The sequence below is a fragment of the Trichococcus ilyis genome (genome assembly GCF_900109135.1).
Classification (GTDB): Bacteria; Bacillota; Bacilli; order Lactobacillales; family Aerococcaceae; genus Trichococcus; species Trichococcus ilyis.
Genome location: NZ_FNYT01000002.1, coordinates 33,302 through 47,509, shown reverse-complemented (window position 1 = coordinate 47,509; position 14,208 = coordinate 33,302). Strand labels below are relative to the sequence as shown.

Sequence of the window (14,208 nt, the reverse complement as noted above, 5' to 3'; positions counted from 1 at the left end):
GATACGCAAATACACAATATGTTGTGCGGACAAAAGGAGGTCGCGCTACATGTTGTGTCTTTTTGTTGTAATTTGAATTGCGTATCCGTATAATGAATGCATAACAACTTGGAAAAGGGGGGGTGCAAAAATGAAGGTGGTTTTTATGTCTTTGACCGGCCAAACGAGGAAGTTCGTGAACAAACTGAATATGGAAACAATCGAGTTGACGGCCGAAAATGCCTTCCGGACGATTGCGGAGCCTTTCATCATCGTAACGCCGACCTATGACAAAGAGGTGACGGATATCCTGGTCGACTTCATCGAAACGGGCCAGAACCGCACCTTCTGCAAAGGCGTGGCAGGCGGAGGGAACCTGAATTTCGGCAAGCTTTTCGGGTTCACGGCAAAAGACTTGGCACGCGACTACGGCATCCCGTTGCTGCACTTGTTTGAGTTTCAGGGAAATGAGAAAGACATTCAGATTTTGAAAGAGAAGGTGACGGAACTTGGATAGTCCAAAATTAGTAACCAAAACAGATGATGTAACCTATTATAAATTGAACAATGAAATCAATCGTCCGATCGATAACGCCATCCCGTTGCACAAGGATAAGGAGGCCGTACGGGCGTATTTTCTGGAGCATGTGAATCCGAATACGGTTTTCTTCTACACGTTGGACGAAAAACTGAATTATTTGATCGAACATGACTACATCGAAAAGGAATTTTTGGAGAAATACCCGCTTGATTTCATCAAAAAACTGATGCAGGACACCTACAACAAGAAATTCCGCTTCAAATCGTTCATGGCCGCCTACAAGTTCTACACCCAATACGCGCTGAAGACGAACGACGGCAAGCGTTATTTGGAGCGCTACGAGGACCGGATCGTCTTCAACGCCCTCTTTTTGGCTGACGGGGACCAGCAGTTGGCTGTCGACCTCGCGGAAGAGATGATCCATCAGCGCTACCAGCCGGCAACGCCGACGTTCCTGAATGCCGGTAGAAAACGCCGCGGGGAACTGGTGTCGTGCTTCCTGATCCAGACAACGGATGACATGAACAGCATCGGCCGCACAATCAACAGCGCGCTGCAGCTGTCCCGCATCGGCGGCGGCGTTGGCGTGAACTTGTCGAACGTCCGTGCTGCCGGCGATCCGATCAAAAAAATCGAGAATGCCTCGAGCGGTGTTGTGCCGATCATGAAGCTGCTCGAGGACAGCTTCAGCTATTCCAATCAGTTGGGCCAGCGCAACGGAGCCGGAGCCGTTTATCTGAACGTCTTCCATCCGGATATCGTGGCTTTCCTGTCGACGAAAAAAGAGAATGCCGATGAAAAGATCCGGGTGAAGACCCTTTCCTTGGGCCTGGTCATCCCGGATAAATTTTACGAGTTGGCGGCGAAGGATGATCAGATGTATCTGTTCAGCCCGTACGATGTCGAGCGGATCTACGGCAAACCGTTCTCCTACGTCGACATCACCGCCGAATACGAGAACCTGGTAAACAATCCGGAAATCTCCAAATCGAAGATCCGGGCCCGCGACCTCGAAAACGAGATCAGCAAGCTGCAGCAGGAATCCGGCTATCCGTACATCATCAACATCGATACCGCCAACCGCGCCAATCCGGTGGACGGCACGATCGTCATGAGCAACCTCTGCTCGGAAATCCTGCAGGTGCAGCAGCCTTCCTTGCTGAACGACAAGCAGGAGTACGAAGTGCTGGGGACGGACATCAGCTGCAATCTGGGCTCGACGAACATTCCGAACCTGATGCAGTCGCCTGATTTCGGCAAATCGGTCGAAACGATGGTCCGCGCCTTGACTTATGTGACCGACCATTCGAGCATCGACGCCGTCCCTACGGTCAAGAACGGCAACGATCAAGCGCATACGATCGGCCTCGGCGGCATGGGGCTGCACACGATGTTCGCGATCAACCAAATGCACTACGGATCGCCCGAATCGATCGAATTCACAGATATTTACTTTATGCTTTTGAACTACTACACGTTGGTGGCCAGCAACAAAATAGCCAAAGAACGCGGAAAATCGTTCGTCAATTTCGAGAAATCCAAATACTATACGGGAGAATATTTCGATGCCTACACGGCTTCCGACGTTGTCTTCGGATCCGAAAAAGTGAAAAACATTTTCGAAGGCATCAAGGTGCCGACGAAGGAAGACTGGATGGCACTGAAGGAAGCGATCCACGAATCCGGCCTGTACCATCAGAACCGTCTGGCGATCGCGCCGACCGGTTCGATCAGCTATGTGAACGAGACGAGCGCGAGCCTGCACCCGATCACGCGTCTGATCGAAGAACGCCAGGAGAAGAAGACCGGCAAGACTTATTATCCGGCTCCGCAGCTTTCCAACGAAACGATGCCGTATTACCGCTCCGCCTACGATATCGATATGCGCCGCGTCATCGATATTTATGTGGCGGCCCAAAAGCATATCGACCAAGGCATGAGCCTGACCTTGTTCATGCGCTCCGAATTGCCGGAAGGCATGTACGAGTGGAAAGCAGGGCGCACGAATAAAATGACGACACGCGACCTGAACATCCTGCGCAATTACGCATGGAAAAAAGGCGCAAAATCAATCTATTATGTGCGCACCTTTACGGAAAACAACGACGAAATCGGAGCGAACGCCTGCGAATCATGCACGATCTGATGCTGCAGCGCGATGCATTTGATTTACCGTCATGCAATAATCGGAAAGCCTAACGGAGGAATGAAGGATGGCAAACAAGCCTTATATAGCGATCAACTGGAACAGCATCGAAGACATGCTGGACAAGTTGACATGGGAAAAATTGACGGAGCAATTCTGGTTGGATACGCGGATTCCGTTGTCCAACGACCTTGATGACTGGCGCACCCTCAGCAAAGCCGAGCAGGATATGCTGGGGAAAGTGTTCGGCGGTTTGACGCTGCTGGACACACTGCAATCGCAGGACGGCATCGCCGCCATGAAAGAGGACATGCGCACGCAGCACGAGGAAGCGGTGCTGAACAACATCCAGTTCATGGAATCGGTGCACGCGAAGAGCTACTCTTCGATCTTCAGTACGCTGAACACGAAAGCGGAAATCGAGGACATTTTCAACTGGACCAACAGCAACGAATTCATCCAGAAGAAAGCCAGCCTGATCAACGATATCTACGCGAACGGCAGCAACCTCGAGAAGAAAGCCGCCAGCGTGCTGCTGGAGTCTTTCCTTTTCTATTCGGGATTTTACGCACCGCTTTGGTACCTCGGCAACAACAAATTGCCGAACGTGGCGGAGATCATCAAGCTGATCCTGCGCGACGAATCGGTCCACGGCACGTATATCGGCTACAAATTCCAGATCGCTTTCAACAAACTGTCCGAAGCGGAGCAGGAAGAAGTGAAGAATTGGGTCTATATGCTGACGTATGAACTGTACAACAATGAAGTGAAATACACGCAATACATCTACGACGAATTGGGCTGGACGGAACGCGTCAAAGTGTTCATCCGCTACAACGCCAACAAAGCGCTGCAGAATCTGGGCTTCGATCCGTTGTTCCCGGATACGGCCGACGATGTGAATCCGATCGTCATGAACGGCATCTCGACCGGCACCAGCAACCACGATTTCTTCTCGCAGGTCGGCAACGGCTACCTGCTGGGTGCCGTCGAGGCGATGGAAGACGAAGATTACGTCAAATGGATTGACTAAAAGAAGAAGCAAGGAAGACTGCGGATGGATCCGCGGCTTTCCTTGCTTTTTTGTGTGTATTTTCTCCGGTGAACGGAGGCTTAGCCGGAGTCCGGTCCACATTCTGCTTGTGTGCTCCGATAAGCAATGCTTCATTGGAGTTGGGTCCGGATTGTTACTGGGATTCACCGGTGAGTAGTGCACTCACCGGTGGAGCGCTTGGATATCAACAAGAGCCGTCCTTGCTATACCGTCAGTAGCCATCCGATGCAGCCGCCCATAATGATGAGGTAGGAAGAATTCAATTTGAATCTGGTGAGGGCGATGAGACTGATGCCAAAGAGGATGACGCTGACCCAGGAAACGAAGGTGGCCAATCCCAACTGCCAGGAAACGGAAGCCATCAGTGCCAACGAAGCAACCGTGATTCCGTCCAGAATGCCGGCGAAGATTTTGGATGCGCGCAGCTTGTTAAAGAGCGGATGCAGCAACAGGATCAGCAGGAAGGAAGGCAGAAAGATGCCGACCGTCGCCAATAAGGCACCCGGTACGCCTTGGATCAGGTAGCCCACAAAAGTTGCGGTCGTGAAAACCGGGCCGGGAGTGAATTGGCCGATCGCGACAGCGTCCAGCAATTGGGTGCTGGTCAAGGCGGCATAACGCTCGATGAACTCAGCTTGCAGGAAGGCAAGCAGCACATAGCCGCTGCCGTACAGGACCGACCCGATCTTGAGGAAGGTCAGAAACACCAGAGTTAATGACATGGGTTCGACCGCCAGATGGCGAGTGCGCCATTTGGATAATTGTTGCATCAGCAACATCGCCAACCCGGCCAGGAGAAGGACCGTGATTTCCCCGATACCGAAGAGGGACAGCAGCCAGGCCGCCAAGAACAGCAGCAGCGATCTGACATCCTGGATCGTTGTCTGTCCCAAACGGAAAAGGGCCTGGATGATGACCGCCAGGATGACCGGCTTGATGCCGGCGAAAATCGCTTCAATGAGCGGCACCTCGCCATACTGTTTGTAGAACATCGCCAGCAGCAGAACGATCGTCATGGCAGGGAGAATGAAGCAGATTCCCGCCAGGAAGAGCCCGATTTTCCCGCGCCGTTTGTAGCCTAGGGCAATGGCCAACTCGGTCGAATTCGGACCCGGGATAAGATTCGTGAACCCGAGCAGATCCATGAAATCCGCTTTGGTGAGCCACTTGCGTTTCGTAACCAATTCATCCTCCATCATCGCGATATGGGCGGCCGGCCCCCCGAAAGCGAACAGACCCAAACGGGCAAAAACAAGGCAGATTTCTTTGTATATTTCTTTAGAATAGGACATAGACTTCCCCCCAATCATTTTTTGCCGCCAAGAAACGGAAGCAGATTTTTTCGTATAGGCGGTCCGGTTTTTGAACTTGGTCACTTCAGGCACGCCCAGCTCACGCAACAAAGCAAGGGCGTCATCAAAATGATAACAACAGGATGACATCAAGGGTTTTGCCTTTGAGATACTCCAGAATCTGTGCATGTGATTCCGGGGTGTAACCGACTTCGAGGCCCCGGCGGATGCGACCGCAATGGCGCGCATTGAATACGCTTATTTTATCGGAGTAGGCAGGATAGTCCGAGACGGTATCGGTACCGCCGTTGTAAGCATCGCGGAAATCCAGGGGTTCCGTATTGACAAGCAGTCTCCTTCAGCCTGCGCGAGAAGGTTTTCTAAAGTTTCCGCCGAATCCGGCGAAAAATGTGTGTGCATATGTTGGCCGTAGCAACCCAAAATCATTCCTCCTTGTGCATAGATGCCACCAGTATAGCAGACAACAGTGGATATCAAGAAAAGATTGCGTTAAGAAAACGTAAATGAGCGAAGGGCGAATAACTTACGATATCAAGAAATTTGCCCCCATGCTGATGGGATTTTGTTATAATGGTGAAGGTCGTGGAAAAAATAAGTTAAATTTTTTGGATTGGTGGTTTTTTATTTGGCAGCACGATATGTTATGGGAGTGGATGTCGGTACCACAAGCACAAAAGCCGTACTGTACGAAACGGACGGCTCCGCTTATGAATCAGCGTACGCGCATTATCCATTGATTAAGGAAAATCCCGAAATGGCGGAACAAGACTTGGATGAGATCTTTTCTGCTGTACTCAAAACAATAAAAGCAGTCACAGAGAAAGCGGGACTGGGGCCGACGGATATTGCGGGCATCGGTTTTTCGAGCGCGATGCACAGCCTGATCCTGTTGGACGGGGAAGGAAAGCCGTTGACACGCAGCATTACTTGGGCGGACAATCGTTCCAAAAAATACGCGAGCATGCTGAAGCATTCTGAAGTGGGACAGCGTTTTTATGAAAAAACCGGAACACCGTTGCACCCGATGTCTCCGCTCAGCAAAATTCTCTGGCTGAAGGCTGAGAAACCCGATCTGTTCCAAACGGCTCGTTGGATCATCGGCATCAAAGAATACATCCTTTGGCGCCTCTTCGGGGAATTCGTAGTGGACTATTCGGTTGCATCGGCAACCGGACTGTTCAACATCAGGGAATTCCGATGGGACGAGGAAATTCTGGAATTCTGCGGCATCACGGGCAATATGTTGCCTTTGCCGGTAAGCCCGGGCCATCAGTTGAGCGGTCTCTCTGAGGAAGTAGCGGAGTTGCTGGGGCTTGCGCCGGAAACACCGTTTATCATCGGGGGCAACGACGGCTGCCTGGCAAACCTAGGTATGGGAGCGATCCGCGCCGGCACGGCGACAATCACAATCGGCACGAGCGGAGCGGTCCGGATGACGAGCGACAGACCTCATTTAAGCCCGGAAGGACGGACTTTCAGCTATATTCTGGATGAAAACCACTATGTTAACGGCGGTGCCGTCAACAATGGCGGCAACATCTTCGATTGGGCCATCAGACAATTTTTGCCGGCCAACATTCCCGATGAAGATCTTTATGACAAGGCAATGGAAATGATCGCAAACGTCGCTCCGGGAGCGGATGGATTGGTTTTTCATCCCTACCTGAATGGAGAGCGGGCCCCTTTGTGGAATGCGGATGCCAGAGGGAATTTCAGCGGCGTCAACATGTTGCATACGAGAGATCATTTTTTGCGCGCCGTGTTGGAGGGGATTTGTCTGAATCTGAAGGATGTACTGGCAGCAGTCATCAGGATGAACGGAGAGCCAATAAAAATCATGGCTAGCGGGGGGTTCTCACGCTCGCAGCTCTGGCGCCAAATCTTAACGGATATCATCGGCATGCCGATCGAATTTCCGGAAACTTTCGAGAGCTCCTGCACAGGAGCTGCTTTGATCACGCTGAAGAGCTTGGGTCTGGTGGAATCCGTGGATGACGCTGAGGCAATGATGGGTGCTTCTATCGAGCACCAGCCGGATGCAGACAGCAAAGCAGTGTATGCGGCGTTGTTCCCGCGTTACCAAGAGATGAGCAGATTGTTGCAGGAGTTCTATACGGAAAAATAAGAAGAGGGGTGTATCAAACGTTCATTTTGGCGAAACCAACATTAACGTTTGATACACCCCTTTTGATTTTATATGGAATTTGCATTTATGCTCAGAACTACCCCGCCGAAACCTCGAACGCAGAATCAAAACATTATCCCGCTAAACCACAAAGAGGACGGCTCATTGAATTATGAGCAGGCCTCTTTTTTTCCTAATTGATCGGTTGTTCCAGGGCGCTTTCGATCAGTTTCGTCATTTTTTTCGGTGGGGTGATCGGTGCGAAACGCTTGATGATTTTGCCATCGCGGCCGATGAGGAATTTCGTGAAATTCCATTTGATGGCGCCGCCTCCGGTCTGTTCGACCAAGTACCGATAGAGCGGATCCGCATTCTCCCCATTCACATCGATCTTATCGAACATCGGGAAGGTGACACCGTAATTGAGCCGGCAAAATTCCGCAGCCTCGCCTCCGGTCAGCGGTTCCTGGTTGTTGAATTGGTTGGATGGGAAGCCCAGAATGATGAAACCCCGGTCCTGGTATTTCCGGTAAAGCTCTTCCAGCTCATCCAACTGGCCAACCAGACCGCACTTCGAAGCCGTGTTGACGATGCAGATGACCTTGTGTTTGTACTGTTCCAATGGTACAGATGACTGATCTGTTTTTCTGACATGGTATTCATATATGGACATGGGGAAGGCTCCTTTTGTTTTGCTACTTGTCTGTTCTAAAACATAGTATAAACAACAATGTAAAGGATTGCAAAAGAAATGGCCGCTCATTTTTGAGGGAGATATGACAGTTTCGTGAGAAATTTTAAAGATATAACAGTAAATTTCATAAATGACTGTTTTTTTGTTCTCGTTTGCTGTATGATGGTTGAGTATTATAAATCGTATCTGGAGGGATTTTTTGTGGACATGTTTGAAAGCTTAAGCCAAAAAATCGCAGGAAAAAAAATCAAAATCGTTTTCCCGGAAGGCTTAGAACCAAGAATCTTAGGAGCAGTCGTTCGTCTTAAGGCGGAAGACTTAGTGGAACCAATCGTTATCGGAAATGTGGATGCAGTCAAAGAAGCTGCAAAAGGCCGCGGGTTCAGACTGAACGGTATCCAAATCATCGACCCAGCTGATTACGCTGAAATCGATGAGATGGTTGCATCTTTCGTCGCTCGCCGTAACGGTAAATTGACAGAAGAACAAGCAAGAAAATTATTGTTGGATGAAAACTACTTCGGCACAATGATGGTACACATGGGCTTGGCCGACGGTCTCGTCAGCGGCGCTGTCCACTCCACTGGGGATACTGTCCGTCCTGCATTGCAAATCATCAAAACAAAACCAGGTGTAAGCCGCACAAGTGGTGCTTTCATCATGCTCCGTGGTACGGAAAGATTCTTGTTCGCTGACTGCGCGATCAATATCAATCCAAATGCACAAGAACTTGCTGAAATCGCAGTTGAGAGCGCGAAAACGGCTGAAATGTTCGATATCCAACCAAACGTCGCATTGATGAGCTTCTCTACGAAGGGTTCAGCAGCGTCGCCGGAAGTCGACAAAGTTGTGGAAGCTACGAAAATCGCCAAAGAATTGGCTCCTCACTACAACATCGACGGCGAATTGCAATTCGATGCTGCCTTTTCTGAAGTAGTCGCTAAACAAAAAGCTCCTGGCTCAACGGTAGCTGGTAAAGCAAAAGTATTCATCTTCCCTGAGATCCAATCAGGAAACATCGGCTACAAGATCGCCCAACGTTTCGGCGGGTTCGAAGCGGTAGGCCCAATCTTGCAAGGTTTGAACAAACCGATTTCCGATTTGTCACGCGGCTGCAACGAAGAAGATGTCTACAAAACAGCCATCATCACAGCAAACCAAACATTGCTTGATTAATGAAAACAAAGGGAAAGCCGGGATCCACATCCGGCTTTCCTTTTTTTCATGCTAAAAAGGAAACACGCTCAGAAAATCGGTGCATTCCTGAATGGATATCTCTATAATTAGGGATGGAATCATTTAAAATTGGCAAAGATGGAGGATTTAAACAGTATGCTCACCTTACAAGCAAAGAATGAAGATGAGACGATGTGGATAGCCGGGCAATTGGCTGAGCTATTGGAACCGAAAGATGTCATCCTCCTTGAGGGCAATCTGGGAGCCGGCAAAACGACCTTCACAAAAGGTTTGGCTAAAGGACTGGGTATAGAGACCGTCATAAAGAGCCCCACCTACACATTGATCAGGGAGTACACTAAAGGCAGGCTGCCGTTGTACCACATGGATGTCTATCGCCTGGAGGATGTCGGTGGAGATGACTTGGGCTTCGAAGAATACCTATACGGGCAAGGCGTGTCGGTGATCGAATGGGCCGAGTTCATCGAAGAGGAGTTGCCGACTGCCTATTTGACGATCCGTCTGGTCCCTACCGGAGAACTTTATGAAAGCAGGGAAATCACTTTTCTACCTACTGGCGAACGCTATGAGGCTTTGGTCGGAAAATTAAAGGAAATGCTCACGAAAGAAGGATAATCATATGCGCAAAAGAGAAAAAGTCGAAATCATGATCCGCGAAGCCATCCCGGCCGATGCCAAAGACATCATTGCGTTCAGCAAAAAAACCGGAGCCGAAACGCCGTATTTGGCATACGGACCTGAAGGACTGGAATTGTCGGAGGCCTTCGAGGAAATGTACTTGGAAGATTTGATGGAGAAGGACAATAACGTGATGCTGATTGCTACCATCAACAACAAACAGTTGATCGGTTTGGCATCCGTCGGGGCATCGGACAAACCGAAGCTCAGGCATGTAGGGGAAGTCGGCATCACAGTCGAAAAGGATTATTGGGGGTTCGGAATCGGATCCGTGCTGATGGAGGAAATCGAAACCTGGGCAATCGAGAGCGGCGTGATCCGTCGTCTCGAACTGACGGTCCACGGCGGAAATGAACGGGCCATCCATCTCTATGAAAAGATGGGCTATCAAAAAGAAGCGGTGATGCCGCGTGCCATGCTGATCGACGGGGAATTCATCGATGGCGTGATGATGAGTCTGATGATCGATTAGAATATGAAGAAGGGCGTTGCTGAGGGAGTTTTGACGGGGAAAATCCCGGAAAAAAATTTTCCGACAGCGTCATTTTTCTCTTGACGTGTTAGCGCTTACATGTTATTATAACTATACAAAGAGAGACATACAAAGCAACAACAAGAAAGAAAAAGAGTATGCCACTCTTTTAGGGAAATCCTTCAAAAAGATTTTCCGGTCAACAGTCCAATATTTATCCGAACTGTTGATTCAAGATCTTAGATGGTTCGGAATTTGCGTCCTAGATGCATTGCTAAGACATGAAAACTTGAACCATTCTAAGATTAATAAACAGTAGAACTCATTTGAGCAACCGAGAGCGAAAGTTAATATGACTTGCCTGAAAGACAAGCATAATCGGTATTGAAAAGTTCGTGGATCATTTTGATTGAACAATCAATGAAGCGAGGATGAGGCTACTGATTTAGGAGGAAGTGTTCCGTTTGTCGGAGCACTTCCTTTTTTGTGCACGCCAAAAAAATAGTAGCCGGATGCAGCAGGCGCTCAGAAGGGTACAGTAATTTGTATATATGAAAGAAAAAATAATGTACCAAAAAATGCTTGCATCAAAAGATGCTTTACGCTATTCTTTAAAACGTAATCGTTACGATTTGCGTTGATCAGGCAATCATGATTCGTTTTTCGGATAGACCATAAAAAAATAAACGGGGGAAAAATAAATGAGACAAAAAAAGAGGATGAAGTGGGCAGTGTCGCTGGCGGGGACGATTGCCCTGTTGGCCGGTTGCGGAGCAGCTGGGAGCGGAACAGAAAATACGGAATCGGACAAGCTTCAAGTAGTCACGACGTTTTATCCGATGTACGATTTTGCGAAGCAGGTCGCGCAAGAAGATGCCGATGTGAGCCTGCTGTTGGAGGCTGGAATGGAGGTCCATTCTTTTGAGCCATCAAGTCAGATGATCGCCGAAATCCAGGACGCGGATGTTTTCGTCTACAACAGTCCTGAGATGGAGACTTGGGTGCCTGACGTTTTGGCTTCCATCGACACTGCGGATATGGTGGTCATTTGCGCGAGCGAAGCGATCACGCTGTTGGAATATGAAGGCGAGGCCCACGAGCATGAACACGAATCCGAGGAGGAAGAAGAGGTCGGGCACAGCCATACGGTCGACCCGCACGTGTGGCTGGATCCCGTGCTGGCGCAGACGGAAGTCGCAACGATTGCGGAAGGCTTCGCTGAAGCAGACCCGGAGCACGCTGAAAATTATTCCAAAAATGCCGAAACCTATAGAGAGAAACTGGTCGAGCTGGACGCCGCTTACCGCACTGCCTTTGAAGGAGCGGAAAACCGCACTTTTGTGACCCAGCACGCTGCCTTTGCCTACCTGGCGGCCCGCTATGATCTGGAACAGATCTCGGTAACGGGGCTGAATGCGGAGAATGAACCGAGTGCGGCGGCATTGGCGACACTTTCCGACTATGTGAAAGCGAATCATGTCACGCACATTTATTTCGAAAACAACGCATCTTCCCAAACTGCGGAGACTCTGGCAAAAGAGGTGGGCGTGGAATTGGCGGTATTGAGTCCTTTGGAAGGCATCAGCGCAGAAAATCAGGAAAAAGGCTCGGATTACATTTCGGTCATGCTGGAGAATCTTGAAGCGCTGAAGAAGAGCATCAACTGATTTTTGTTTTTCGCAGTCAGGCAGACAGGCTGAGCTAATGACGGCATCAACAGTTTCCGAAGTGTTTTCGTTCCCGCTTATGGCGTTAGCGTGCTATGATTTGGTTGAGAGAAACGGACAGGAGGGAATCTTATGTTATTTGCCGATCGGAAAGAAGCAGGCGTTCAGTTGGCCGAAGCATTGGAGAAATACCGCGGGGAGGACATTGTTGTATTCGCTTTGCCACGAGGGGGCGTGCCGTTGGGAGTCGAGATCGCCAAAAGATTGGCGGCGCCGCTCGATCTGCTTATCACGAAGAAAATCGGTCATCCGTTCAATCCGGAGTATGCCATAGGAGCCATCACAGAGGATGCAGATCCGATCTTCAATCCCGGCGAGCACGGCGTTCTGGACCGGAATTGGCTGGAAGGGGAATTGAAACGGCTTCGCCAGGAAATCAAAAGGCGCAGGGAAACGTATGTCGGTGCCGCGAACGTAAAGTCCTTGGAAGGCAAGACGGCCATCATCGTCGATGACGGCATCGCGACCGGGTTCACGATGTTCGCCTCGATTGCAGCGCTCAAAAAGCGGAATCCGAAACGCATCATTGTGGCCATCCCGGTCACCCCGGAAGATACCGCGAAAAGATTGGACCGGATGGTGGATGCTGTGGTTGCCCTGGAACGCACGGACGCCTATCTCGGAGCGGTCGGGGCCTACTATATCCATTTCAACCAGCTCGACGACGCCGAAGTCATTTCCTTGCTTCGCAGCATGAAGCAGAAGGAGGGAAACTAAAATGAGCGATCCGAAAAAAGCAGTACGCATAACCGGTGCAGGGGTCACCTTGAACGGCGATCTGGCCCTGCACAAAGACGCGAGGGGACTCGTCATTTTTGCCCATGGCAGCGGCAGCAGCCGGCACAGTGTCCGCAACAAATATGTGGCCAGCGTGCTTCGTGCGCACGGATTGGCCACCTTGCTGCTGGACCTGCTGACGGAAACCGAGAGCGAGTGGACAGACAAACGATTCGACATCGACCTGTTGGCCGAACGGTTGACGCTTGCCGAAAATTGGGTGAAGCAACAAGATGAAACGAAACAGCTGCCGATCGGATATTTCGGGTCCAGCACCGGAGCGGCTGCCGCTTTGCAATCGGCGGCGGTGTTGGGCGATGAAATCAAGGCTATCGTATCCCGGGGCGGGCGGCCGGACTTGGCTAAAGACTATCTGGCCAAAGTGACGGCTCCGACACTGCTGTTGGTGGGCGGCTATGATGAAGGTGTGATCGAACTGAATGAGCAAGCTTATGCGTCGCTGAACTGTGAAAAAGAACTGACCATCATTCCGGGGGCCACGCATCTGTTCGAGGAAGCGGGCAAGCTTGAGCAAGTGGCCGAATTGGCTGCGCAATGGTTCGCGAAGCAGCTGCCGGAAAAATGAGTTCGGCCGGATCGATGCGGGGCCGATGAAGCAAAAATAAGCAGGACAACCTTTGCGTGAAAGGTGTCCTGCTTATTTTTGCTGTTGGGCCTTTTTCAGAAGGTGACGATCACTCGGATTCCGGCTTGTAGGTCCAGCCGTGATCATTGTGATAGATCATCTGCTTGGACATGCCGCCGTCGATAGTGAAGTTCTGCCCGGTGATGAAGCCCGCTGCGGAGCTGCAGAGGAAACGGATCATCTGTACGATGTCATCGGGTACGCCGACACGGCCGACAGGATGCTGCAGAAGGTCAGCCGCCTCGTAATCCGGCCGATAGTTCTCCTCTTTATGGAAGGAACCCGTGTCGATCCAACCCGGGCTGATGGAATTGACGCGGGCTTTGCCGGCCAGGGAAACGCTGAGGGCGTGCGTCAGCGCAAGAATGCCTCCTTTGGCTGCCGAGTAGCTTTCGGTGTCCGGCTGCGACATGAAGCCGCGGCTGGAAGCGATGTTCACGACCGAAGCATCAGCGCTGAATACGGGCACCAACAAACTTGTCAGCAAATAGGGGGCCGTAACACCCAAAGCCAGGACATAATTGAAGTCCTGATAGGAACAGTCCGACAGGATCCCTTTTTTGCTGATGCAGGCATTGTTCACCAGGTAATCGACTTTGCCGAAGCGCTGCTTGACCGCATCCGCAAAAGCGTGAAGGACAGCTTCCTCGGCGATGTCCCCGGGATGGAAATGCACAGCGTTCGCTTCGAAGCGTGACACGAGCTTTTCGCCGGCTTCTTTGTCCGTATCCACGAAGGCAACAGCTGCACCCGCGGTCAAAAATGATTCCACTGCGGCCCGGCCGATGCCATTCGCCCCGCCGGTCACCACAACCACACGATTTTGAAAATCCATATTCCATTCCTCCTGACTGAGATT

Annotated in this window: 13 protein-coding genes; 10 read left to right on the top strand and 3 right to left on the bottom strand. The window is 50.6% G+C overall.

Annotated features, from left to right (window positions below; translation table 11 throughout):
- Positions 1–130: 130 nt before the first annotated feature.
- From nrdI to nrdF, 3 genes are all read left to right on the top strand, one after another.
- On the top strand, positions 131–496 hold the full coding sequence (nrdI, locus tag BMX58_RS01550; protein WP_068621371.1) for a class Ib ribonucleoside-diphosphate reductase assembly flavoprotein NrdI: 366 nt from the start codon (positions 131–133) through the stop codon (positions 494–496).
- Entirely contained in the window at positions 489–2,666 is a 2,178-nt protein-coding gene (gene nrdE / locus BMX58_RS01545; RefSeq protein ID WP_068621369.1) for a class 1b ribonucleoside-diphosphate reductase subunit alpha, read from the top strand. Before nrdI ends, nrdE begins: the two co-directional genes overlap by 8 nt.
- A gap of 67 nt (positions 2,667–2,733) precedes the next feature.
- Positions 2,734–3,699 carry a class 1b ribonucleoside-diphosphate reductase subunit beta gene (gene nrdF, locus BMX58_RS01540; protein WP_068621367.1) on the top strand — a complete coding sequence of 322 codons (966 nt, stop codon included), beginning with the start codon at positions 2,734–2,736 and terminating at the stop codon, positions 3,697–3,699.
- A gap of 224 nt (positions 3,700–3,923) precedes the next feature.
- Here nrdF and BMX58_RS01535 read toward each other — a convergent pair whose 3' ends face one another.
- Positions 3,924–5,012, bottom strand: coding sequence for a chromate transporter (locus BMX58_RS01535; RefSeq protein WP_093088768.1), 1,089 nt, complete (start codon positions 5,010–5,012; stop codon positions 3,924–3,926).
- Between the two features lie 646 nt (positions 5,013–5,658).
- Here BMX58_RS01535 and BMX58_RS01530 point away from each other — a divergent pair.
- Positions 5,659–7,158, top strand: a complete 1,500-nt coding sequence (locus BMX58_RS01530; RefSeq protein ID WP_068621616.1) for a gluconokinase — start codon at positions 5,659–5,661, stop codon at positions 7,156–7,158.
- 193 nt (positions 7,159–7,351) lie between these two features.
- Here the strand turns inward: BMX58_RS01530 and BMX58_RS01525 are convergent, their stop codons facing one another.
- A complete protein-coding gene (locus BMX58_RS01525) occupies positions 7,352–7,831 on the bottom strand; it encodes a glutathione peroxidase (protein WP_068621365.1) in 480 nt (159 codons plus the stop codon).
- 222 nt (positions 7,832–8,053) lie between these two features.
- On the opposite strand from BMX58_RS01525, the gene pta reads away from it, so the two are divergent.
- The 6 genes from pta to BMX58_RS01495 all read left to right on the top strand — a co-directional run bounded on the left by pta (position 8,054) and on the right by BMX58_RS01495 (position 13,289).
- Positions 8,054–9,028, top strand: coding sequence for a phosphate acetyltransferase (pta, locus tag BMX58_RS01520; RefSeq protein ID WP_068621363.1), 975 nt, complete (start codon positions 8,054–8,056; stop codon positions 9,026–9,028).
- A 156-nt stretch (positions 9,029–9,184) separates the two neighbouring features.
- Complete coding sequence (gene tsaE, locus BMX58_RS01515) at positions 9,185–9,664, top strand: tRNA (adenosine(37)-N6)-threonylcarbamoyltransferase complex ATPase subunit type 1 TsaE (RefSeq protein ID WP_068621362.1); 480 nt, start codon at positions 9,185–9,187, stop codon at positions 9,662–9,664.
- A 4-nt stretch (positions 9,665–9,668) separates the two neighbouring features.
- The gene (locus tag BMX58_RS01510) at positions 9,669–10,199 is read left to right on the top strand and encodes a GNAT family N-acetyltransferase (protein ID WP_068621359.1); all 531 of its coding nucleotides are present in this window, start codon (positions 9,669–9,671) and stop codon (positions 10,197–10,199) included.
- Positions 10,200–10,900: 701 nt separating this feature from the next.
- Positions 10,901–11,866, top strand: a complete 966-nt coding sequence (locus tag BMX58_RS01505; RefSeq protein WP_239420511.1) for a metal ABC transporter substrate-binding protein — start codon at positions 10,901–10,903, stop codon at positions 11,864–11,866.
- Between the two features lie 132 nt (positions 11,867–11,998).
- Positions 11,999–12,643, top strand: a complete 645-nt coding sequence (locus tag BMX58_RS01500; protein ID WP_068621357.1) for a phosphoribosyltransferase — start codon at positions 11,999–12,001, stop codon at positions 12,641–12,643.
- A 1-nt stretch (position 12,644) separates the two neighbouring features.
- Complete coding sequence (locus tag BMX58_RS01495) at positions 12,645–13,289, top strand: dienelactone hydrolase family protein (RefSeq protein WP_068621356.1); 645 nt, start codon at positions 12,645–12,647, stop codon at positions 13,287–13,289.
- A gap of 109 nt (positions 13,290–13,398) precedes the next feature.
- Here BMX58_RS01495 and BMX58_RS01490 read toward each other — a convergent pair whose 3' ends face one another.
- Entirely contained in the window at positions 13,399–14,184 is a 786-nt protein-coding gene (locus BMX58_RS01490; RefSeq protein ID WP_068621354.1) for an SDR family oxidoreductase, read from the bottom strand.
- Between the last annotated feature and the right edge of the window lie 24 nt (positions 14,185–14,208).